Raw genomic sequence first — 21,702 nt, forward strand, 5'->3', positions numbered from 1 at the left:
TTGCCTAACTCTGCCGCGGCCCGGGATCCGAATGCAACCATCTGGCAGAGACGGGGAAACCACTTTCGATCTGCGTTTTTAGCAGGTCTTGGGGTGAAGCCGCACAGCGCCCGCATTGACGGGCCCGCGGCCGGGTGCCTCCCATCCGAATCCGACAGCTCACCTCGCAGGCATTGGGAGRGGCTACAACCATGACTTCAAGCATTACTTCTGCGCGCCATCGTTCCGACGCATCCGCCGGACAGGGCTCAGCATTCTCGGGCAAATCAGGCATCATCGGCCGTCAGGCCGCGGTAGTCTTCGCAGCCTCCGGCCTGGTCCTCACGAGCGGAATGGCCGCCAATGCAGCTGTCGCCCCGGCCGAAAACGAGGCCGCCCCGGCGTCGTCCGTTGACGTCGGCAGCAAGATTTCCGCGCCCGTCACCGCCGATTCCGCGGTCCAGATCAGCTTCGCCCGCCCGGCAGTGACGACCACGCCGGCACCGGTCGTCGCACAGCCGAAGCCTGTTGCAGTCCCGGCAGTCGCCGCCCCGGCGCCGGCCGTCGCACCCGCCCCGGCCGTTGCGCCGGCAGCTCCCCAGATCACCGTGCAGGCGAAGTCGGCCGTGGCGCCTGCCCCCGCAGCCGGCGGAGTCAACGCCGCGATGCTCTCTGCTGCCTACAGCCAGATCGGCATCACCCAGGACTGCACCGCCATGGTGGAGAAGGCCCTCGGTGCGGCCGGCATCCACGTGGGCGACCTCGGTCCCCAGCAGTTCATGAACTACGGCAAGGTTGTGGGCACCCCGCAGCCCGGTGACATGATCGTCCAGTCCGGCCACGTGGCCATCTACGCCGGTGGCGGCGAGGTCATCAGCGGCGGCATGAACGGCAGCAACCAGACCATCAAGCACCCGCTTTCCTGGCTGACTGCCACCGGCGGTGTGACCTTCGTCCGCGCCGGCGCATAGCAACAAGCGCAGGAACCTCTTTCCAGGGCCGGGGCCGGCTGCCTTTTCATGGCAGCCGGCCCCGGCTTTTGCGCACGTTTTTCGCCTGCCGGCGATGCTCAGGCGGTATACCGCAGCAGGACGACGCCGTTGCCAAACGTACGGGTGCCGGCGAGGCTCAGCGCGGTCCTGTCGTCAGAGTCCTTGAATAGCGGGTTCCCGCGTCCAATCAGCACCGGGTGGACGTAGATCCAGTACTCGTCGATGAGTCCGAGCCGGCGGAAGGTAGCGGCCAGGTCCGCCCCGCCGAGCGCCAGGCTTCCCCCGGGTTGCGCCTTCAGTGCCAGCACCTCATCGGCGACGACGTCGCGCGCCACCGTGGTGTTCCACCCCGCCCGCTCCAGCGTCCTGGAATAGACGATCTTCGGCATGTCCCGCCAAATTTTTGCGAACTCGGCCTCGGCTGGGGTGCTGGAGGGATCCTGATCCGCCGTCGGCCAGAATCCGGCCATCAGTTCGTAGGTGACGCGGCCGTCCAGGAAGGCGCCCATGGTGGCGAGCTGCTCGTTGAAGTGGGTGTGGAGTTCCTCGTCGACCATGTGCCAGTCGATCTCGCCGTTGGGGCCCTCGAAGAAGCCGTCGAGGGACACCTGTATTGCCAGGATGATCTTCCGCATGGCCGAGAGCTTACGCCGCGAGGATCCCTGGCGGGAGGCTGTAGCGTGACCGTGGGGCCGATCCGGCAATTTTCTGCCGATTAGGGTCTTATGGCTTCCGGCGGAAGCTCTTTGAGCCAATTACGGCAGTATCTTGCCGAATGAGTCCGTATCGGCCATGATGGGAGAGTCCTCGCGCTGGATCGGCAACATACCGCCGGAAGGGATTGGCCGGAGGATGCGGTAACAAAGGGACGAGAAGGGGAGCACAGTGAGCGACGTGGGGGCGATAGCCGAGGGGATCCGCCGGACCCGCAGGGAGGCCGGTCTGACCCAGGCGGACCTGGCGCACCTGGCCGGAACCTCGGAGCGCACCGTCCGCGCCATCGAGACAGGGAGCGGGAACCCGTCACTGCAGGCGGTCGTGGCGGTGGCGAACGTGCTCGGCCTGAAACTCGCGGTGGGCTGATGGTCCCGGAACTCCAGGACCTGAGGTTCGTCAAGGCCGCTGACGTCTACAAGAACGGCCGCCTGGCCGGCCGCCTAGCCCGCACCGGCGCCGGGGGAGTGCAGTTTACCTACCGCCCCGACTATCTCGCCGGCGGCCATCCGGCCGTTGCCGTCTCCCTGCCGCCGGTCGACGTCGCGGTGGAAGCCCCGGCCGGGGCCTTGCCTGCCTTCTTCGCCGGCCTCCTGCCCGAAGGCCACCGGCTCACCGTCCTGAAGAACGCCACCAAGACCAGTTTCGACGACGAGCTGACCCTGCTCCTCGCCGTCGGGGCGGACGTGCCGGGCGATGTGCAGGTGGTTCCTGCCGGAGAGGCGCCGGCTGAACCGGCGGCCCTGGCCGATACCTCCCGGCCTGAAGAGCTGGATTTTTCCTTCCTCGCCAACACGGTAGACCTGCACGGCATCCCGGGGGTTCAGCGCAAGACCAGCGCGTCCATGCTGACCACGCCCCTGGCCCTGCGCGGACACCGCTACCTGCTGAAGCTCGATCCTCCGGAACATCCGCACCTGGTGGAGAACGAGGCCGCCCACCTGAAAGGTGCGAAGGCACTGAAGATCCCCGTCGCGAAGAGCTCCGTCATTGCCGACCGCAACGGACTGCCCGGGCTCCTTGTCGAACGGTTCGACCGGGTCAAGTCGGCCGACGGCGCATGGCACCGGCTGCCGCTTGAGGACGGCACCCAGGTGCTGGGTCTGCCGCCGGCCTCCAAATACGGGGTGGACGCCGAGGAGGTCGCCGCCGCCCTGGCCCGGATGTGCAAGGCCCCGGTGGTAGCCAGCCGCAACCTGTACCTCCAGTTCCTCTTCGCGTGGCTGACCGGAAACGGTGACCTGCACGCCAAGAACCTGGCCATCCTGGGCGGACCCGGCGGATTCGTCATGGCCCCCGTCTACGACGTTCCCTGCACCTTGCTGTACGGGGACGAGACCCTGGCGCTGCCCGTCGCCGGCAAAACCCGGAACCTCAAAGCACGGCACTGGGCAGAATTTGCGCACGCACTTGGCCTGCCGCAGCGCGCCGCGGAAAGTGCCAACCGCACGGCGCTTTCCGCGGCGGGTGCCGTCCGCCTCGACGAGTTGCCATTCTCCGGCTCACCGCTGCGCGGGGCACAGCGGGAGCTGCGGTTCAGGCGCCAGGAACTAAGCGCCTGAACCGGGGATCCACTGGTTGAGCCCTAGCCGCGCCTATTCCGCGCCCTTGGCGAAGGCTGCTGCACTCAGGAACTCAATCCCGACGAACCGTTCCCCACCCTCAACCCAGGCGTCGTGGCCCGGCGGAATGGTGTAGGAATCGCCAGCAGCGATGTCGATTCGTCCGCCGTCGGTGGTCTCGACGGTCAGCTTGCCGGAAACGCAGAAGCCGACGTGGCTGTTCTCGCACGATTCAGTCTTCACCACGGGTTTGATGCACTCGGACCAGCGCCATCCCGGCTCGAAGCTGAACCGGCCGATCGTGTAGTCGCCGACGGACACAATGTCCACCTCAGTCTTATCCGGACGGCGTTTCTCATCCGGCGAGTTGTGGGACTTCACCTGCAGCTGGGTAACAACATTTGTGGTCATGGCACTCCCTCTTTCGATCAGGGAATTTAACTGCTTACGGAGCCAAGCGTCCTCGCTTGGCCGCCGGTTGTCGATACACAGTTTTCCTAGAAGCTGGACGAGCTCCCGGACCCGGAAAAGCTGCCGCCGCTGCCGCCGTAGCCTGTGGTGGACCCGCCCCTCGCAGAGCTGACGCTGCCGACGCCCGTGCTGAAACCAGAGTTGAAGGTGGGGACCGAAAAGAAGTAATAAGAGGGATAAACCGTGCCCAGGATGCTGGGTTCATAGCTGCGCCGTTGCTTCTTGCCGGTCCCCGCCTGGGCCTCCTCCATTTCCCGGCGCATGAGTTTGGCCTCGCGCTCGTTGCGGGCGAAACCGGCAATCACAGTGTCGGCGTGGCTCTTGAGTAGACCGGAAAGTTCGGTCCTGGCATCGCGCAGCCGGTCCAATGCGGTTTCGGGAGTGATGGTGCCGTCGGACAGTTCCGCCGTCCAGCGCTCGATCTCACGCTGGCTGCGGTCGCGGAAGGAACGGAGGGAGGCTGCCGTGGCGGAGTCGCTTTCGCCGTGGCTCTTGGCGAGCATGCCCTCAATCCCGGCGAGGTCGCTGCGGAAGGGAGCGAGCTGCCGGTCCCACGCCGTCGCCCAGATGGACCCCCGGTTCAGCAAGGCGTTGGTGTCGGCAATGACGTCGTCCAGGGCATCGAGTTCGGCAGCCGCGTCCGCGTACTTCCGCGCCAGCGACAGGCTGGACCGGCGCCCCAGTTGCCGCGGCGTCAGCGCGTGCACCTGGTTGGAGAGCCCGGTGGCCGTGTTGTAGCGGCTCAGGAAGGTGCGGTGCTTCTCCAGCACAGTGCTGCCGTACCGCGAGGATTCGGGGATGGTGCTGGCATTGAGTTCGGTTACTTGGAGGTCCATGCTCACATTGGCATAGTTCGCGTCGCCGCGGGCGATCTCCTTGCGGCTGCCCACCCGGGTACGCCAGCGAACCAGCAACCAAGTGCCCGCTCCAGCCGCGACAGCCCCCACGGCGCTCCAAGCTGTGACGAGGAACGCCGTCGAGCGGTACCACGGCTGGTTGATCAGCTCGGCACCGCGCCGGATGCCGGCAATGGTGCCCTCCGTCCACTGGGCGTCGCGCAGCAGTTCCTTGGCCGCATCCTGGATGTCGGCTCGCTGCTCAAGCGACACCTTTCGGTCCTCGCCCATGTACGTTCCCACGTGTCGGCCGACCGGATCCAGCGCGAAGATGAAGAGCCCGTCCGCCCACTTCTGCCCGTCCTTGCTGATCCAGTCCGGGTGCTCGGCGCGGGCGAAGCGCAGCACCTCCTCGTTCAGGTTGTCCGAGGCCCTGCCGTTGTACGTATATACGGCCACCTTGGTGGGTTCGTAGAACTGAATATTCTGCACAGCGGGGAGCAGGGTGTTGCGGTCGAGGACTCCCGCCCGGTCCTCCACGACGACGTCGGCAGGCGGGACGGCGAGCGCCGCCGTCGCGCCGCCCAGCAGGACGGCCAACGGGAAGACGAGCAGCAACAGGGCGCCCGCCAGCTTCGGGCCGATAATCTTCCGCATAATCCCCATCGCCTGAGACTAGTGTCTGCTGCCAGCGTCGTCGAGCCACCGAGGCGCTGAAAGGGCCTAAAGACACCATGACGGGGGCACAGGACCCCTTCATACTGACGGCATGAGTCAACCGCCGAACGGCTCCAAGGGACCGGTGCCACCCGGTGACGACAGCCGGCACAGCCCGCCGCTTGTCCCGGAATCGGCGGCGGCACCGGCGCCCGTTGCGGAACGGCGCCGGCCCGACAGGGTGCTGCTGGGAATCGTGGTTGCGATCGCCGCTCTGGTGGTGGTCGCCTTGGCCGTTGTATTCCTGCGCGGCGAGCCGCAGTCGCTGGATGCATCGTCCCCGGCCGGAGCGGTCCAGCGTTACAGCAGATCCGTCATCGACTCCGATAGCGCCGCGGCGGACGCCTACCTCACCGATGCCGCCCGGTCCCGCTGCGCCAACTTCTACGGCAACGCCCAGGCCAGCCGCGTGGTCCTGATCTCCACCACTGAACGGGGGGACACCGCGACGGTGAAGGTTTCCATTGTCCACGACGCCGGAGAGGGTCCCTTCGGGCCGTCGGAATTTTCCGAAGAGGGGGTCATCGGCCTCGTGAAAGTGGCCGGGAAATGGATGATCAACGACCTGCCCTACAGTCTCCAGACCTGCGCGGGGGGAGTGGTGAAGAAGTGAGCACCGCCCGAATGCCTACCCGGATGCCCGCCGGTCCGGCGGCGGGGCCGGTCCAGGCGAAGGTCCGGCGCCTGGTGGTCTTCGTGCTGCTGTTTGCGCTTGTGGTGATTGCCGCCAACGGGCTGAGCGGGTTGCTGGAAAGGCTGCTGCGGTCCGGCCAGGTACTGGCCGGGGAGGGGGTTGCGGGGCTCGCACTGTCGCTGGCGTTCACCCTGATCGGCGGCCCCCTCGCGGCGTTGCTGTGGTGGCTCGTCTGGCGGCGGTTGGACCAGGAAGCGGAGCGGGCGGCCACGTCATGGGGGCTCTACGTCGCGGCGGTTTACACGATTTCCCTGGTGCTGTTTGTGACATCCTTGCTCGCGATGGCGGCCTCGTTCATTGCCGAGGAGAATCCGGAATGGCGGTCGCCGCTGTCCGTCGGGCTGGTCTGGGCACTGGTCTGGGTTTGGCACCGCTGGATGTGGCGGCACCCGACCAGGGGCCCGCTCGAACTCAGGAACGTGCCGGCTGTTATCGGCACTTACTTTGGGCTGGGCGTCGGGGTGGGCGCCGCCGTGACTGCCCTTGGGGGTCTGCTCGACGTCGCCATTCGCGGATGGATGGAGCTCACCTCGACCGTCGACCCGTGGTGGCGGTCCACCCTGCAGGATCTGCTCTGGGCTGCCGGCGGGTGCCTGGTTTGGTGGTGGCACTGGCTCCGGGGTGGGGCGCAACGGCTCCGGGGCGGATTCGCCGATGTGGGGCTGGTCGTCGTCGGCGTGCTGGCCTCCGGACTGCTGGCGCTGGGAGGGTCCGGTACCGTCCTCTTTGTCCTGCTGCGGCTGGCCTTCGACCGGCAGGACCCCCTGATGGAACTGCTGGCGCCCCTCGGCACGGCTATTGCCGCCGCCGCCGTCGGCTCGTTGGTGTGGCGCTATCACCGCACAGCTGCGGTCAGCCGCGCCGAACGGACCCGTCAGGCCGGAGCGCTGGTGACGTCGGGCGTTGCCCTGGCAGCAAGCGCCACCGGCGTCGGCGTGATCGTGAACGCGGCCCTGTCCATCGCGGTGTCGCCGCTGGCCGGGGGCAACGCCCGAACCTTGCTGTTGGGCGGCATTAGTTCCCTCGCTGTCGGCGGCTGCGTCTGGTGGCTCTCCTGGCGGCCCGCAAGGCAGCACCGGATGGAAGGTCCGGTGCCGCTCGGCAGGCGCGTGTACCTCATCGCAGTCTTTGGCCTCAGCGCGGCGGTGGCCCTGGTTGCGCTGCTGGTGGTTGGTTACCGCGTCTTCGAGTACTTCCTGGGCGATGTCACCGGCGGCAGCCTGGTGGACCGGATCCGCGCTCCTTTGGGTCTGCTGGTGGCCACTGGCCTGGCCGCCGGCTACCACTTTGCGGTGTGGCGGCAGGACAAATCCCGGCCGCTGGCCGCAGGTCCGGGCCGGAAGCGGACCATCGGGCACGTGATTCTCGTGGCCGGGCCGGAGTCGGAGCCGCTGCGCCGGACCCTCGAGGAGCTCACCGGGGCCCCGGTCACTGTCTGGAGCCGGGACGACGCCGCCGTGCCGGTGCCCGCCGGGACCGCGCCCGGCGTGCCTGTCGGCGATCCCGGTGCCCGCATGGCCGGCGCCCTGGCCGGGGTGAGGGCCAGCCGCGTGCTCGTGATCACGGGCCCCGGTGGCAGCGTGGACGTTATTCCGCTCCGCGGCTGAACGCGGCGGGGCTGCCGCCCCTGATCAGGCTGCGGATCACGGCAGCCCGGACTCCCTGCGGTAGGCGCGCACGGCGCTGTGCACGGTGGGAAAGAAGTGGTCCGGACCGAACCGGCTGCTGGCGCCAAACCGGATGAGCCGGTCCTTGATGGGGCCCTTCATCTCGGCGAACACCAGGCTGATGCCTTTCCGGGCGAGCTCGTCATCGAGTTCCACGAGGTCATCCAGGGCGGTGGTGTCCAGGTCCGTGATGGCCTCCGAGGCCACCACCACCCAACGCACGGGTCCCGGGGCACGGCCCACGAGTGTCCGGATGTGTTCGGCGAAGACGGCGCCGTTCGCGAAAAACAGCGGGGCGTCGAAGCGGGCAATCACCAGCCCCGGCACCCGGTGGCCGTCCGGGTGCCTGCTGAGGTCGTGGTAGCCGGGCATGTCATCGACACTGGCCAGTTCCGTGCGGTAGGGGTCCCAGGCGCGCAAGACAAAGGCGATGAGGGACAGGCCAATGGCGACCACCACGCCCTCAAGGACGCCGACGAAGGCGACGCCGAGGAACGTGGCCACGAGCAGTGCGGCTTCGGTCCGGCTCATGCGGATGAGCCGGACCAGGGTCTTGACGTCAACGATCGAGGCTGCCGCGACGATCACGACGGCGGCGAGCGTGCTGGAGGGCAGGAAGGCCGTGACCCCCGGGGCTGCGATCATGAACAGGACCACGAAGGCCGCCGCTATGACGCCGCTGAGGGGACTGCGTGCCCCGGCCTGGAGGGCGATCGGGGTGCGGGAGGCGCTGCCGGAGACCGGGAAGCCGCCGAAGAGTCCGCAGGCCGCATTGGCGAAGCCGAGGGCGCCCATTTCTTGGTCCCCGTTCACATGGGAGCCTCGCCGTCGGGCAAGGCTCTTCGAGAGCACCGAGGTATCGGCAAAGGCGATCAACGCGATGCCGGCGGCGGGGCCGAGCAGGGCAATCACTTCAGCCGGGCGGACGCTGGCCAGGTCGGGCGCCGGAGGACCGGCCGGCAGCGCACCCACCACCGGAACGGCCGCGCCCAGCCCGGCCGCCGCGGTGACAGCCATGGAAACCAGCACGGCCAGCAGCACGCCGGGGACTTTCCACGGCAGTGCGCGGCAGCCGAGGATGATCGCGATGCTGCCGGCGCCAAACAGCACAGCCAGCGGATGGGCGGATCCCTCGGCCAGCGTGCGGGCAGTGCCGGTCAGCACGTCGGCGAGGGCGCCGCCGGGCACCGGGATGCCGAACAGCCTGGGCAGCTGGCTCGCGATCACGACGAGCGCAATACCGTTCAAGTAACCCACGCGGATGGGCTTGGACAGCAGACCGGTGACGAACCCAAGCTTGAGGTACCGTCCCACGATCAGCATCACCCCGATCAGCAGCGACAGCACACCCGCCAGGGCCACAGCATGGCCGGACTCCCGGGCCGCCAGTGGGAGGACAGCAGCGGAGATCATCGGCGCAAGGGAGGAGTCCGGCCCGACGATCAGCACCCGTGAGGGTCCGAACACCGCGTACGCCAGCAGGGGGACCACCGAGGCGTAGAGGCCGGTGACGGCCGGCAGTCCCGAGGCTTCGGCGTAGGCCATGCCGGCGGGGATCAATGCGGCGCTCAGCGCTGTACCCGCAGCCAGGTCGGACTTCAGCCACGAGCGCCGGTACTCGAGGACATTCCTGAGGCCGGGCGGCGTACTTCGGATCCAGCGGCGTCCCACAGCAGCCCCGGCTCAGGTCCGGGCTCGCGGCGGGCTGGTGGGCAACATGCTCGATTTTACGTCCCGTGAGCCGCGGAATTCCCTGCCTAGACGCAGCTTGGCTGGTAAGCGGGATCCGCCGGCTGACCGGCCGGGCGTCCCAGCGCGCTGGAAACCAGACGTTGAACAACGGGGTCGTTGGGCGTCTGGTCGTGCTCTATGAGATCCGCGGGGCACTTGTCCTGAATGGTGATGTTGGTGACCTGCCGTGCCGAGCCGGCCAGGAACTGGCTTTGGTACGGCGTCACCACCTCGTCGTGCGTCGTGGAGATGACCGTGTATGCCGGGCCAGCCACGGTGTCCCCAATCGAGTTCAGCATGGCCAGGAACGGCGAGCCGGCCTGCTGGTCTGCGCAGGCCTGGCAGTTGGAGCCGCCCAGTGAGGTCGCCGGCGGCACGGGCTCCGGCGTCGGAGTTATCAGTCCCTGCGTACCGTGGTTGGAGGGGGCGATGCCGATGAGGTGGTTGACCTTTTTCGCACCGTTCAGGAATCCCAGGTAGTACCGCGGCATCATGCCGCCCTGGCTGTGTCCCACGAGGTCGACTTTCTTGGCGCCCGTCGCGGCCAGTACGGCGTCGACGAAGGGGGCGAGCTGCTCGGCAGAATCGGCGATCGGACCGGTGGCGTCGATGCCATTGGTTGTCCCGTAGTTGAGTGCGTACACGCAGTAGCCCTCGCTCTTGAGGGCAGGCGCCATGGTGGCCCAGTTCTTGGCCATACTCTCAAAGGTTCCGGGTACCAGGATCACCGGGTAGGGGTGTGCGGTTGAGGGCTTGCACGACCAGTCGTTGGCGCCGGGTGGGGAGACGTCCACGGTGTCGGCGTGTGCCGCGGGACCGCCGGCCAGGGATCCGCAGAGCAGCGCGATTGCCCCCACTGCTGCGGCCAAGGCCGTGCCGCGCTTGGCTCGTACCGATACTTTGGGCTGGAACATGGGAATACCTCCTCGGTGGGCCCCTCGGCGTTGAGGGGTCAGCTGGATGGTGCTGAGTTCCGGAGCCGCCCCACTGTGATCCGGCTCACTTGCATCAACCCAGACTAGGAAGACCTGCCGGACTTGTGGCCGGACCTGCACGTTTGTGCAGTAGTTTCTGGGCGCGAGGAGCTACTGGCGGGTAACCTCGGTGGCGCGCCTGCACAATTGTCCACATTGCCGCGCTGTGGGCACGTTTAGCGTTTGGCTTCCCCGGACCCGGACCCGGACCCGGACCCGGTTCCTGGCGGGGCGGTGAAGAAGACCGCCGCCCGTGAACCCGCGATGGAACTGGCAACGATGGTGACCAGGGCGCCGAGCAGCAGCGCAGCGTTTTCGCCGGGCAGCAGCACGTGGAGCTCCGTGCCGATGCTGGCGGCTGCTACGGGCACCCCCAGCTGGGCAGCCGAGAGAACGCCCAGCGTCAGTGGGACGCCAACGACCCGTAAGCCGGCGTGCAGCAGCATCGTCCCGATCCCCAGGCACAGGCCCAGGACCACCATGTCCGGGTGGCCGGCAAGCTCCCGCAGATTCAAGGACGCGCCCAGCCAGACGAAGAAGATGGGACCCAGAAAGCCGTCGCTGACGGCGAACAGCTGACGGGCCAGACGCCTCGGTTCGCCGACGGCGGCCACCACCAGGCCGAAGGAGAAACCGGCCAGCATCACGGAAACGTGGCCGAAGTTGGCTATTCCGGCCAGCGCGAACAGCAGCGTCAGCTGGATACGCAGTTCCAGGGCAAATTTGCGGTCTTCGGAGAGACGGTGCATGCGCTGCCGGGTGCCGCTGCGCTCCAGCGCCCGCAGGGCGAAGAACAGCGCAATGGCCGCTGCCCCTACCGCCAGTGCCCCCAAGGCGGCGCGGCCGGCATTCGGCGGGTCCACGGCCAGTGGCAACGCGATAATGCAGGCGATGTCGGCGATGGCAACCTGGGCTGTCATGGCCACCACCTGCGGTCCTCCCAGGCGCAAGGAGTCGACGATGGGGAGGACCAGCGCGGCGGACGAGGACGCGAGCAGCACCATGTAGAGCGGGGCGTGGCCGGTCCCGAAAGCCAGTCCCACGACAGAGCCGACGACGACGGCGACGCCCGCCGCCGCCGCGGCCCTGGCCGAGCCCTGCCCCAGGGCGGAGCGGATCTGGGGATCCCGGACCGGCACATGCGTTCCGGCCACGAACATCATCAGCGCAAAGCCGATGTTGGCCAGCAGGCTGAAGGTGGGATCACCCGGATCGACCAGCGAGAGTCCTGTGCGGCCGATAAGGACGCCGGCCAGCAACTCGCCGAGGACGACCGGCAGGCGCCAGCGGCTTGGCAGTGCCAGCAACGGCCCGGCCAGGGCGACGACGGCGATCAGCGCCAGGGACAGGAACGTCACCGTGGGCACAACCCTGCGGGCACTGACGGCGCAGGCCTCCCCGCCCCATCGGCCGCAGGTGCGGGGTGCCATCCGAGGGGTGCCGCCGTGTCCCTCGCCCGGGGGTGTGTCGCCATGGAACGAGACTAGTCCGTTTGCGGTCCGGCGCCGCCCCTAAACGAGGCGGCCCGGAAACGAAGCGGCCATGAACGGCGCCGCCCCTAAACGGGCCGGCCCCGCCTCCGGGGCTCAGCGTCCGGCTGCCGGGAGGATGATCTTCATGACGGTTCCCTCGGGCCCGGTGCGGGCGACCTCAACCGTGCCCCCGGCCGCCATGGCGATCTCGCGGACCAGGGACAGGCCGATGCCGAAGCTGCCCTGGCGCCTGGCGCCGTCGGGGTTGGATGTCCTGACGAAGCGGTCGAAGATCCGCTCCAGCTCCACGCCGTCGACCCCGGCTCCCGTGTCTGCGACGGTGATGACGGCATGTTCCGGTTCTTCGCTCGTCGAAATGGTGACGCGTCCGCCGGCAGGCGTGTGCGCGAGGGCGTTGTCCGCGAGCGCCAGTACTGCCCGCCGTAAGGCGTTCTGCTCGATTCTGGCCAGCGGACGGCCGGCGGCGGCGAAGTCCAAACTCACATTGTTCGCCGACGCGAGCTGCTGCAGGCTCTCCGCGACGGAAGAGGCGACGTCGGCCAGTTCGACCGGAGCCGCACCCGGCTCGGGGGCCGCCGCGGTAGCGGCGAACAGCAGTTCGTTGACGATTCCTGTCAGCGTGGCGGCGTCCTCGCGGATCCTGGCCAGGTTCCGGCCCTGCTGGGAATCCGGGGCGGCGTCGCGCTGCGCGAGCTGGATCCGGGTGTCCAGGATAGCCAGCGGCGTACGCAGCTCGTGACTGGCGTCCTGGACGAAGCGGCGCTGCAGGGCCAGCGCCTCGCCCAGCGGACGGATGGCGCTGCGGGCACTCAGCCATCCCACCAGGCCTGCCAGCGCGATTCCCGCCACGCCGGCGATGATCATCGCCTCCAGCAGATCCCGGGAGTCAAGGTAGGCGTACGTTGTTCCGGCGGCCACGGCGGGCGGCAACTCCGGCTGGGCCAGTTTGTTCATGAGATAGATCGCGGCGACGGCGAGGAGGCAGACGACCATCACTGCGCAGGCGGCGCTGATCCGCAGGGCCACCTTGAGCGAGGCCTTGCGGAGGGTGGACTGGTCCGGTGTGACGCCGGGCGGTGATTCCTTGGTCATGGGCGTCCTAGTCATGGGCGTCGCCGATCTGGTAGCCGACGCCGTGGACGGTGCGGATAACGGTCCTGGCGATCTTCCGGCGCAGGTGGTGGACGTAAGTGTCGATCACGCCGGGCTGGTCCGTAGGGTGGAAGAAGCCGGCCAGCAGTTCGTCGCGGGTGAAAACCCTGCCGGGCTCGGCGGCGAGCGCCCCCAGCAATTCTGCCTCTTTGGCGGTGAGGGAGACCTGGCGTCCGTAAACGGAGCGGACCGAACGCGTCGCCGGGTCGAGCTCCCAGTCGCCGATGCCCACAAGCCCGGCGGGAGCGGCGTAGCTGCGCGTCAGCGCGCGCAACCGCGCCGCCAGTTCGCCGGCGTCGAACGGCTTGGTGACGTAATCGTTGGCCCCCGCATCCAGGCCACGGACTTTTTCGTCCGGGTCGCCGAGCGCCGTCAGGATCAGGATGGGCGTGGCAATACCTTTGGACCGCAAGGCGGCGATCACGCTGATCCCGTCCATCACGGGCAGCCCGCGGTCAATGACCATGACGTCCCACGGCTCCGTGAGTCCCAGGTGCAGGCCGTCCCGGCCATTGACCGACAGCCGGACCCGGTAGTCAGGTTCCAACAATTCGGCGATCAGCGGGCCCAGGACGGGGTCATCCTCGATGAGCAGCAGGGACTGCCGGTCAATGACTGTCATGCCGCCTATTCTTCCGTGGCGCTCTTGCCGGCCAGTACGCCCTGTGCCGTGTCGTCCCCGGATCCGTCCTCGGCGGCGCGGCGGGAGCTGCGCCGGCGCCGGAGGAACTGGATCGCCCAGGGCACCACCGATACGAGGACCATGACGACGGCGATCACGTCGATGTTCTTGGCAATGATCTCGTAGTGTCCCAGCCAGGTGCCCAGCAAAGTCACGGACGTAGCCCAGGCGAAGGCTCCGACGATGTTCCAGAGCGTGAAGGACTTGTACCCGTAGCGGCCGATGCCCGCGGTGAGCGGGGCAAAGGTCCTGACCATCGGTACGAAGCGGGCCAGCACGACGGCGGCGCCCCCGTGCCGGCGGAAGAAGTCCTCCGTTGTGGCCAGGTGGGCTGTTTTCAGCACCTTCGCGTCGTCCTTGAACCATCTCCGGCCGAAGGTGCGTCCCAGCATGTAGCCAACCTGGTCGCCGGCGACAGCGGCCGCGGTAACGACGCCGATCAGCAGTGGCAGTGCCAGGTGCAGCTGCTGATGCAGCAACCCGGCGGTGAAGAGCAGGGAATCCCCGGGCAGGAACGGGAACAGGACGCCGGACTCCACGAACACCATCGCGGCGATGACTCCGAGCGCGGCCGGCCCGAGCCCCCCGAGAAGGCTTGCCGGGTCCAGCAGGGAGGGCGTTCCGGCTGCGGCGGTCAGGGCCGGAGCCAGGAACGGGGTCAGGATGCTGTGCACGGTTACGTCCTTAGGGTCGGATGGACGGGAGGAACGCGGATGCCGGAAGGCGTTCCACGATCCGGGGAGCGAACCGGTTCCACAGCCCGCTCAGCAGGACCACTGCGGCGCTAGCCGCCAGGAAGCTGGCCGCGACGTCCGTGGGGTAGTGGACGCCGACATAGAGCCTGGACCAGGCCACGATAAGCGCCATGGCCGCGCCGGCAACGGCGGTGGCTTTGGACCAGCGGGTTCCGCGGGCCAGGAAGTACAGGGCAAAGGCGAGGGCGACGGCAAAGGAAACGTGGCCCGAGGGGAAGCTGTTGGAGCCGGTCTCCGGTGCCAGGGGGTCCAGGAGCAGCTTCGGGTCCGGCCGTTGCCGGGCGATGAGGAGCTTGAACGCTTCGCTGGCCACCCAGCCGGAGCAGGCGACGAGGCCGAAGGCCACAGCCTTGACCAGGTCCCGGCGGACCAGCCAGAGGTAAAGGGCGACGACGCCGACCAGCACGAGTCCCGCCACCGGACCGAACAACACGTTGATTCCCATTGCGACGGCGGTCAGTGCCGCGGCGTGGTGCCGGCTGAGGCCCTGGTCCACGCCCAGCTCGGCCGTGGCGTCACCGGGCAGCAGCTTTACCGTCAGGCCGAGCGCGATCACGGCGGCGCACAGCAGCGCGCCCAACACCAGCCAGTGCCTGGCCTGCGGGAGGGCCCGGAAACGCGGTGCAGCAACGGCTCGTCCGGGCGGCAGTCCTGATGGTGCGGTGCGGTCGTCAGTGGCGGGCCCAGTCATGGAATCCTTCGGCTCGGGTTGGCGGCGCGCGGTCACGCGTCCTGATCAACTTTGCCGCGAGGCTCTTAAGAAACGCTTAAGAACCGGCCCGGGCGTCCCCGGTGGGGCCCTGGACCCTAGTGGGGACCAGGACCTTCGCCTAGACGCCGGCGTTGTAGACGTCCAGGCCGAAACGGTTGAGGCCCGGGGTCCCGGCGTAGCCCAGGTAGGGCAGGCCGAAGGTGTCTTCGATGCTGGCGAGCAGGCTGTAGTGGTTGTAGGGCGTGGTGGACCAGGTTCCGCCCTTGGTGAAGGGAGAGAGGACCAGTGCGCCCACCCTGCCTCCGCCCATGCCGGTGATGCCCGGAAGTGCCGCATTAGGCCCGGGGCCTTCGCCGCAGCACGCGCTGGCGTCGCTTTGTGGGCCGTCGGATTCGTCAAAGGTGATGACCAGGACGCCGTCCTGCTTGAACGCGGGGGAGGATGTGATAACCGGGACCCACTGCTTGAGCCACTCGTCGGCGCTGGCGAGGCCGCCCGGCTGTCCGTCGACGCACGGTGAATCGTGTCCGTCATGGCACAGGTTTGGCGTGATCATGGACAGGTTCGGGGTGGTGGCGGCCGAGGCGAGATCGGTTTTCAGGGCGGCTAGGTCGACGTCGTTCTTGGCGCAGTCAGGGGAGCCGGTGATACCGGCGAAGTACACGAACGGGTTGTGGCGCGCGGCGTACTGGTCGCCGACCTTGGCTTTCTGGGTGTCGTCGACGGCGCCCAGCGCAGGGTGGCGGCACGGGGTGCCCATGTCCTCCATGTAGCCCTTCCAGGTCTTCCCGGCGTCCTTGAGTTGGCCCGCGACGGTGGGGACGCTGGCCGGGAAGACGCAGCCGTCCCCGACGGCCTGGCCCGGGCTGGCGGTGCCGCTGCCGACGAACGGGGTGTAGCTCTGGCAGTCGGCCTGCATCTGGGGGTTGGGTCCTTGCCCGGAAATCTGGGCGACGTAGTTGGGCTGGGAGTTGTGAGCGGTTCCGAAGTACTGGTTCAGCAGGACGCCCTGGCTGCGCAGCGTTTGCGAGAGATACGGCGCGGCCGAACCAGGGCCCCAGGTCTCGTCATAGCCCTTGTTTTCGAGGTTGATGACGAAAACGTGCTGGGTGCCGGGCAGATAGCCTTGTCCGGCGGTGGTGGCGGCCGGGGCGGCAGCGTTGGCCGGCGTCGCCGTTGAGACGGCCTGGGGGCCGTAGCTGAGCGCCGCGGCAGCCAGCACGAGCAACGCGGCGGACGCAAGGCGCCTCGTGATGCGGCGGCGCTTCCCAACTGCAACTACGCGGGGTGTGGTCGGGGTGCTGGGGTTCACGGGAGCTTCCATCCGTCGGCGAGGGCTTTCTCTTTCAGTCCGGACCATTCTTCGGCCGGTGGCGGGCCTACGGGGGTGCAGGCCGGTCCGGCCACAAAGGGCGGGACCAGGTATTTGGGTGCGGCCAGGTTGGCCGGCGTGCCGAAGTCGAGGACCTCGGCGATGTTCCGGGCAGCCTTGTCCCGCGGCGTCAAGGGCGGGAGGTTCCAGCGCCATTCGATGGCCTTGAGGACGGAGGTGTGGTCGTACACGTCGTGGGCGACATAACGGCGTCGGGCGCGGGGCGAGACGACGACGGACGGTACCCGGAAGCCGCGCAGGGCCGTGGCGGAACTGGTGTCAGGAGCGGTTGTCGGTGCGACGTGGTCGTAGAAGCCGCCCCATTCGTCGTAGTTGACCACCAACAGGGTATTGGCCCAGCCGGGGCCCGATGTGACCGCGTTGTAGACCTCGGCCAGGAACGTTTCGCCGGATCGGATGTCGGCGTGCGGGTGGTCGTCGCCGGAGGTTCCGGACCCCTCGTCGGTGAACCTTGGATCCACGAAGGACACCGCCGGGAGGGTCCCGGCGGAGCAGTCGCTAAGGAATTCCGAGTAGTGGTGCGAGATGGCCTGGTACTTGGCGCCCCAGAGCGCGGTGAAGGGGATGTCGCCGTAGTAGTACTTGCCGGATACCCCGGCGGTGGCGAGCCGGTCCCAGATGGTTGGCAACGTGCTGGTGGCCGTGGAGTTGTGGATCCGGTCGGTGGCCGCTGCGTGCTGGTAGAAACGGTTCGGGTACGTCTCCGCCATGGTCGCCGCGAAGTACTGGTCGCAGACCGTCCAGTCGGGTCCGGCCTGGCGCCAGAAGTCCAGGTCGGCGGCGTCGTAGTATCCGACTGCGAATTCGTCGTTCTCGCCGGCCAGGAGCCACCCGTTGTTCTTGCCGTTGTTGAACTGGATCCGGCCGCCCTCGTAGGAATGGTCCGGATCCGGGTGACCGCAGCCCTGGAAGTCCGTCAGGTGATGGGTGGAGTGCGGGATGCCGTAGCGGTCGGTGTAGCTGAGTCCGGACTGTTTACCGTCGGCCCCGGGCATCCAGCCGAGGAAGTGGTCGAAGGAACGGTTTTCCATCATGACCACGATGATGTGGTCGATGCCGGAGGCGGCAGGGGCCGGAAGGGCCGCCGCCGCGGCGGCACGGGAGGCATTGCCGGCGGCCAGCGCGGTGGCGGTGCTCGCGGCCAGGGCCGTGCCGGCGGCGGTCATGAAGTGACGTCGTGTTAAGTTCACGCCCAGCAGTAGATCACGGGAAGGTTACGGCCTGGGCCGGTTTTGGGGCTGGTTCACTAACTGTTCACCGGGTGTTGGCGGTCAGGTACCGCGGCGGAAATCCGGGTGGGAACCCGAAATTCCGCCGGGCAACGGTCAGGCCGGAGCGGCCTCGCCCGGCATCCCCGGTGCGTTCTGGCCGTACTCCGCGGAGATGAGGATGGGGAGATGGTCTGAGGCGCCGCGGGGCAGCGTTTCGACGTTCTCGATCATGAGCCCCGAGGAGGTGGCGAAGTCGAAGTGGCCCTTGAAGACCTTGTACCGGGTGTACGTCCGCCGGTCGCTGAGCGAGAGTTCGTACCCGGCGTCCTTCATCTGCTCGGTCAGGTACTTGGTGAAGAACGGGTAGTTGAAGTCGCCCACCATGAGCGTCATCAACCCCCCGCCCATGCTCAGGAGTTCCGCATGCGCCGCGTGGATCTGGTTGCGGCGCAGCGAATTCGACGCCGTCAGGGGCGCGGCGTGGAAGGAGGCGATGACGAGGTCGTGGTCCGTTTCGTTGTCGACCACCCGGGTGCCGATCAGCCGCTCGTGCGCCGGTGCCAGCACCCGGTCGTGCATGGACTTCTTCAGCGCGAACGTCTTGGTTTCATACGCGGTAAAGCGGTCCTTGCGATAGTAGATTGCCAGGCCCAGCCGGTTGCCTCTCGTGGCGTCGGCGAGGTGGAGGTCGCCGATGGTTTCGGGCAGGTCCTCGGTGTCGCACTCCTGGAGGCAGAGCGCATCAATCTCATAGTCGCTGGCCAGTGCCTCCAGTTCGCCGCTGGCCTTGTGTTTGCGGAGGTTGTAGCTGATAACTCGGATCAGGGGGAGCACCTCTTCGCGCAATAGTCGGGGTAAACCTGCTCTCGAGTCTACCCATTCCGGCGGATCGGACGGGAATAGTTCCGGCACCGGCGCGGCCTTGGTCACGCATGACGGACGGTGCTGCACTGCGCCGCGAAGGCCTGGCGGCGAGAGGCGATAGGGTGGTTTGGGATTCTCTGATTGTTGCTGCGAAAGGGTCGATGTTGACTGCTGAACTACCGGTGCTGGCCGAAGGCGATTTCTACTACGAGGTTTTGGGGGGTGGGCGCTTCCGCTCCACCATCCACGCCCAGGGCGCCTGGAACGAGCACGAACAGCACATGGCGCCCGCGTCCGGCATTATGGCCGACTGCCTGGCCCGGAACGAGCCGCGGGAGGACATGCGGATGGCGCGGATCAGCTACGAGATCCTCGGCCTCATCCCAGGCGGCGAGTTCGAAGTCACCACCACCACGCTGCGCCCCGGCCGGACCATCGAGCTGCTGCAGGCGGAGCTTGTGGCCGGCGGCCGCGTGGCGATCCGGGCGACCGCCTGGCGGATGATCACCTCCGATACTTCGGCGATAGCCGCCTTCGAAGACCCCAGGATCCCCGCACCGGAGGACTGCGAACCCTACGACGCTGCAACGGTTTGGCCCGGCGGGTACATCGCCTCGCTCACCATGCGCATCGCCGAGGGCCACCGCGCCGGCTCCGGGACCGTCTGGCTGCACACCGACCATCCGCTCACGGACCGGTCGGACAGCGGCGACCTGGCCCGGCTGGTCGGCCTCGTGGACACCGCCAACGGCATTGCGGCCCGGGTTCCGCCGGGCAAGGGCAGCTATGCCTTCCCCAACCTGGACCTGCAGATCCACATGTACCGGCGTCCCGAGGGGGAATGGCTGGGCCTGGATAACGAGGTGTCCTTCGGCACTGACGGCATCGGCCTGACCTCCACGGTGCTGCACGACCTGCAAGGGCCCTTTGGACGCGCGGAACAGATCCTGACCCTGCGCAAGAGCTAGCCGGGCGCCCCGGGCAAAACCGTCCGGGCGGGGGTATTCCGGCCTGCGGAATCCGCCTGCGGGAATCCGCATGCGGACAGCGGATGGAAATCCGGCTAGTGGAAGACGAGCCAGCCGACGAGCGTGGCGGCGCCGGTCAGGAACACGCCCCACGCGATGTCGACGACGACGATCGCCAGCGGCCACTTCTTCAGCGTTGCGGCGTTGGTGAGGTCGTAGGTGGCGTAGGCGAACCCGCCCAGCGCGGCTCCGTGCCCCAGCGCGGTCAGCCAGCTGCCGCCGTCGAGGGCCGGGCGGAGGGCGAAGAATACGATGCCGGCAATGTACAGCGCGTAGAACACCACGGCGTACCCTAGATGGGGCTTGTCCGCCATCAGGTGGCCCAGGTGCCGGCGGTAGAACTTGCTCGTTGACTTGAGCCAAACTGCGTCGATGACGGCGAATGCGGCGGCTACCACCAGGAATTGCAGAATGACCATCAAGGGAGCATAACAACATGCAGCAGGCCGCGGCGGGACCCCGGACCCTGACAGCGTTCCGGCAAGAGCGTTCCCTCGGCGCCGCAGCGGACCTGGACTTCGCGCTGGAACTGCTGCAGCGGGTGAAGACCGGCGCGTTGGGCCCCTTGCTGCGGCTATACCGGCCTGCACCCACCGTGGCCTTCGGCCAGCGTGACACGCACCTGCCGGGCTTTGACGCCGCCGCCCAGGCCTGCCGCGAGCTCGGCTTCGAACCCCTGGTCCGGAAGGCCGGCGGCCGGGCCGCGGCCTATCACGAGGGAACCCTGGTGATCGACCACCTCGAGCCGCACGCCGATGCGATCGCGGGGGCCAAGGGACGCTTCTCCTTCTTCGGTGAACTGCTGGCGCAGGCACTGCGCGACGCCGGCGTGGCGGCCGCCGTCGGGGAGATCCCGGGGGAGTACTGCCCGGGCGAGTTCAGCGTGCACGGCCAGGACCCTGTGGACCCGGAACATCGGATCAAGCTCATTGGTACTGCCCAGCGCGTCGTCTCCGGCGGCTGGTTGTTCAGCTCCGTGATCATCGTGGAGAACTCCGCCCCGATCCGTGCCGTGCTGGAGGCCAGCTACGCGGCACTGGGCCTGGACTGGGATCCCGCGACGGCGGGGGCCGCCGATGACCTGGTGCCGGGAATTGGCGTGGAGACGGTCGAGGAAGCGGTCCTAGCCGCGTACGGCCGCTACGCGTCCCTGAACGACGGCGACTTCGGCACCCTGCTGGCCTGATCCGGGGTTCAGCCAGCCGCTCAGCCGGGCGCGCGTGCGGCGAGGATCTGCTCGCGGAGGATGTCCGCGTGCCCGCAATGCTGGGCGAGCTCCCGCAACAGATGCAGATAGACCCACCTCAGCGGCAGCGGTCCGCGCCGGTTGCCGGTGACCAGCTCGTCCAGCCCCAGCGCTGCGGTGCGGGTCCGGGACCCCGCGCACGCCTCGCGGTACGCGGCCTGCACGCCGGCGATCGCGTCTCCCGGGTCCAGGACGAAGGATTCATCCGGGGTGGCCGGTATGCCGATTTCCTGCCGGCTCCCGCGTGTGATGGCCTCGTCAAACCAGACCTTCTCGACAAACGTCGCGTGCTTGACCAGCCCCAGCAGCGTGGTGCGCGAGGGGACCAGGGAGGTCCGGGCCTCCTCTTCACTCAGCCCGTCGAGGCAGTCATGCAGGGCGGCCCGGTGCTCGTCGAGGAAGGCGTCGAACTGGACCCGCAAGTCGGCCGCGAAGATGCCGGGGTCCATGCTGGAGAGTTGGCTCATAGCGCCACATCCTAATCGGCGCCGCCCGCGACGCCCGTGATCCGCGGAGGATGTCAGTGTGCCGCGAGCAGTGTGCTGGCTTCCTGGCGGGTGCTGCCGGAGGATTCGATGTGGGCGAGGGCGGCGGGGATTTCCCAGCCCTTTTTGCGCATGGCGGTGGCCCAGAGCCGGCCGGCGCGGTAGGAGGAGCGCACGAGGGGTCCGGACATGACGCCGAGGAAGCCGATCTCGTCCGCTTCCTGCTGCAGGTCCACGAATTCCTGCGGCTTGACCCAGCGGTCCACCGGGAGGTGGCGTTCGGACGGGCGCAGGTACTGGGTGATGGTGATCAGGTCGCAGCCGGCCTCGTGCAGGTCCCGGAG

Annotated in this window: 22 protein-coding genes, 1 pseudogene and 1 riboswitch; of the genes and pseudogenes, 7 read left to right on the forward strand and 16 right to left on the reverse strand. The window is 68.0% G+C overall.

What is annotated here, in order from left to right:
* The first annotated feature begins 22 nt into the window (after positions 1 to 22).
* Positions 23 to 187: riboswitch (cyclic di-AMP (ydaO/yuaA leader) on the forward strand.
* A 4-nt stretch (positions 188 to 191) separates the two neighbouring features.
* Positions 192 to 950 carry an NlpC/P60 family protein gene (locus tag AC1DK9_RS15965; protein ID WP_476916529.1) on the forward strand — a complete coding sequence of 253 codons (759 nt, stop codon included), beginning with the start codon at positions 192 to 194 and terminating at the stop codon, positions 948 to 950.
* Positions 951 to 1,048: 98 nt separating this feature from the next.
* Here the strand turns inward: AC1DK9_RS15965 and AC1DK9_RS15970 are convergent, their stop codons facing one another.
* On the reverse strand, positions 1,049 to 1,606 hold the full coding sequence (locus AC1DK9_RS15970) for a dihydrofolate reductase family protein (RefSeq protein WP_476916530.1): 558 nt from the start codon (positions 1,604 to 1,606) through the stop codon (positions 1,049 to 1,051).
* Positions 1,607 to 1,856: 250 nt separating this feature from the next.
* Here AC1DK9_RS15970 and AC1DK9_RS15975 point away from each other — a divergent pair, with 250 nt between their 5' ends.
* Both AC1DK9_RS15975 and AC1DK9_RS15980 read left to right on the forward strand, forming a co-directional pair.
* On the forward strand, positions 1,857 to 2,054 hold the full coding sequence (locus AC1DK9_RS15975; RefSeq protein ID WP_476862911.1) for a helix-turn-helix transcriptional regulator: 198 nt from the start codon (positions 1,857 to 1,859) through the stop codon (positions 2,052 to 2,054).
* Positions 2,054 to 3,247, forward strand: coding sequence for a type II toxin-antitoxin system HipA family toxin (locus AC1DK9_RS15980; protein WP_476916531.1), 1,194 nt, complete (start codon positions 2,054 to 2,056; stop codon positions 3,245 to 3,247). Before AC1DK9_RS15975 ends, AC1DK9_RS15980 begins: the two co-directional genes overlap by 1 nt.
* A gap of 33 nt (positions 3,248 to 3,280) precedes the next feature.
* On the opposite strand, the gene AC1DK9_RS15985 is transcribed toward AC1DK9_RS15980, so the two are convergent.
* Positions 3,281 to 3,658, reverse strand: a complete 378-nt coding sequence (locus AC1DK9_RS15985; RefSeq protein ID WP_476862913.1) for a cupin domain-containing protein — start codon at positions 3,656 to 3,658, stop codon at positions 3,281 to 3,283.
* 86 nt (positions 3,659 to 3,744) lie between these two features.
* Entirely contained in the window at positions 3,745 to 5,220 is a 1,476-nt protein-coding gene (locus tag AC1DK9_RS15990; protein ID WP_476916532.1) for a DUF5129 domain-containing protein, read from the reverse strand.
* A gap of 103 nt (positions 5,221 to 5,323) precedes the next feature.
* Here AC1DK9_RS15990 and AC1DK9_RS15995 point away from each other — a divergent pair, with 103 nt between their 5' ends.
* Together AC1DK9_RS15995 and AC1DK9_RS16000 are read left to right on the forward strand one after the other, a co-directional pair.
* Positions 5,324 to 5,884 (forward strand): LpqB family beta-propeller domain-containing protein, encoded by a 561-nt coding sequence (locus AC1DK9_RS15995; RefSeq protein WP_476916533.1) that lies wholly within the window; start codon positions 5,324 to 5,326, stop codon positions 5,882 to 5,884.
* Positions 5,881 to 7,572 carry a DUF5671 domain-containing protein gene (locus AC1DK9_RS16000; protein WP_476916534.1) on the forward strand — a complete coding sequence of 564 codons (1,692 nt, stop codon included), beginning with the start codon at positions 5,881 to 5,883 and terminating at the stop codon, positions 7,570 to 7,572. Before AC1DK9_RS15995 ends, AC1DK9_RS16000 begins: the two co-directional genes overlap by 4 nt.
* A 36-nt stretch (positions 7,573 to 7,608) precedes the next feature.
* Here AC1DK9_RS16000 and AC1DK9_RS16005 read toward each other — a convergent pair whose 3' ends face one another.
* The 10 genes from AC1DK9_RS16005 to AC1DK9_RS16050 form a co-directional block, all read right to left on the reverse strand.
* Positions 7,609 to 9,303, reverse strand: coding sequence for a SulP family inorganic anion transporter (locus AC1DK9_RS16005; protein WP_476916535.1), 1,695 nt, complete (start codon positions 9,301 to 9,303; stop codon positions 7,609 to 7,611).
* A gap of 86 nt (positions 9,304 to 9,389) precedes the next feature.
* Positions 9,390 to 10,277 (reverse strand): esterase/lipase family protein, encoded by an 888-nt coding sequence (locus AC1DK9_RS16010; protein WP_476916536.1) that lies wholly within the window; start codon positions 10,275 to 10,277, stop codon positions 9,390 to 9,392.
* Positions 10,278 to 10,513: 236 nt separating this feature from the next.
* Positions 10,514 to 11,695 carry a cation:proton antiporter gene (locus tag AC1DK9_RS16015; RefSeq protein WP_476916556.1) on the reverse strand — a complete coding sequence of 394 codons (1,182 nt, stop codon included), beginning with the start codon at positions 11,693 to 11,695 and terminating at the stop codon, positions 10,514 to 10,516.
* A 228-nt stretch (positions 11,696 to 11,923) separates the two neighbouring features.
* Complete coding sequence (locus tag AC1DK9_RS16020; RefSeq protein ID WP_476916537.1) at positions 11,924 to 12,922, reverse strand: sensor histidine kinase; 999 nt, start codon at positions 12,920 to 12,922, stop codon at positions 11,924 to 11,926.
* A gap of 7 nt (positions 12,923 to 12,929) precedes the next feature.
* Positions 12,930 to 13,604 (reverse strand): response regulator transcription factor, encoded by a 675-nt coding sequence (locus AC1DK9_RS16025; RefSeq protein WP_476916538.1) that lies wholly within the window; start codon positions 13,602 to 13,604, stop codon positions 12,930 to 12,932.
* 5 nt (positions 13,605 to 13,609) lie between these two features.
* Positions 13,610 to 14,338 carry a DedA family protein gene (locus AC1DK9_RS16030; RefSeq protein WP_476916539.1) on the reverse strand — a complete coding sequence of 243 codons (729 nt, stop codon included), beginning with the start codon at positions 14,336 to 14,338 and terminating at the stop codon, positions 13,610 to 13,612.
* 10 nt (positions 14,339 to 14,348) lie between these two features.
* A complete protein-coding gene (locus AC1DK9_RS16035) occupies positions 14,349 to 15,110 on the reverse strand; it encodes a phosphatase PAP2 family protein (protein WP_476916540.1) in 762 nt (253 codons plus the stop codon).
* Between the two features lie 139 nt (positions 15,111 to 15,249).
* Positions 15,250 to 16,443 (reverse strand): alkaline phosphatase family protein, encoded by a 1,194-nt coding sequence (locus tag AC1DK9_RS16040; protein WP_476916541.1) that lies wholly within the window; start codon positions 16,441 to 16,443, stop codon positions 15,250 to 15,252.
* Positions 16,440 to 17,714, reverse strand: coding sequence for an alkaline phosphatase family protein (locus tag AC1DK9_RS16045; protein WP_476916542.1), 1,275 nt, complete (start codon positions 17,712 to 17,714; stop codon positions 16,440 to 16,442). The genes AC1DK9_RS16040 and AC1DK9_RS16045 overlap by 4 nt, the downstream gene beginning before the upstream one ends.
* A 135-nt stretch (positions 17,715 to 17,849) precedes the next feature.
* The gene (locus tag AC1DK9_RS16050; RefSeq protein WP_476916557.1) at positions 17,850 to 18,557 is read right to left on the reverse strand and encodes an endonuclease/exonuclease/phosphatase family protein; all 708 of its coding nucleotides are present in this window, start codon (positions 18,555 to 18,557) and stop codon (positions 17,850 to 17,852) included.
* 206 nt (positions 18,558 to 18,763) lie between these two features.
* Here AC1DK9_RS16050 and AC1DK9_RS16055 point away from each other — a divergent pair, with 206 nt between their 5' ends.
* A complete protein-coding gene (locus tag AC1DK9_RS16055) occupies positions 18,764 to 19,567 on the forward strand; it encodes a thioesterase family protein (RefSeq protein ID WP_476916543.1) in 804 nt (267 codons plus the stop codon).
* A 95-nt stretch (positions 19,568 to 19,662) separates the two neighbouring features.
* Here AC1DK9_RS16055 and AC1DK9_RS16060 read toward each other — a convergent pair whose 3' ends face one another.
* Positions 19,663 to 20,046: a DUF2177 family protein gene (locus AC1DK9_RS16060; protein ID WP_476916544.1), complete on the reverse strand. Its 384-nt coding sequence runs from the start codon at positions 20,044 to 20,046 to the stop codon at positions 19,663 to 19,665.
* Between the two features lie 17 nt (positions 20,047 to 20,063).
* On the opposite strand from AC1DK9_RS16060, the gene AC1DK9_RS16065 reads away from it, so the two are divergent.
* Positions 20,064 to 20,813, forward strand: a complete 750-nt coding sequence (locus AC1DK9_RS16065; protein ID WP_476916545.1) for a lipoate--protein ligase family protein — start codon at positions 20,064 to 20,066, stop codon at positions 20,811 to 20,813.
* A 20-nt stretch (positions 20,814 to 20,833) separates the two neighbouring features.
* On the opposite strand, the gene AC1DK9_RS16070 is transcribed toward AC1DK9_RS16065, so the two are convergent.
* On the reverse strand, positions 20,834 to 21,340 hold the full coding sequence (locus AC1DK9_RS16070) for a DinB family protein (RefSeq protein WP_476916546.1): 507 nt from the start codon (positions 21,338 to 21,340) through the stop codon (positions 20,834 to 20,836).
* A 53-nt stretch (positions 21,341 to 21,393) separates the two neighbouring features.
* Positions 21,394 to 21,702 (reverse strand): annotated as a pseudogene (locus tag AC1DK9_RS16075) (lipoyl synthase); the annotation flags it as partial.

The sequence above is a fragment of the Arthrobacter sp. 01T414 genome (genome assembly GCF_056398965.1).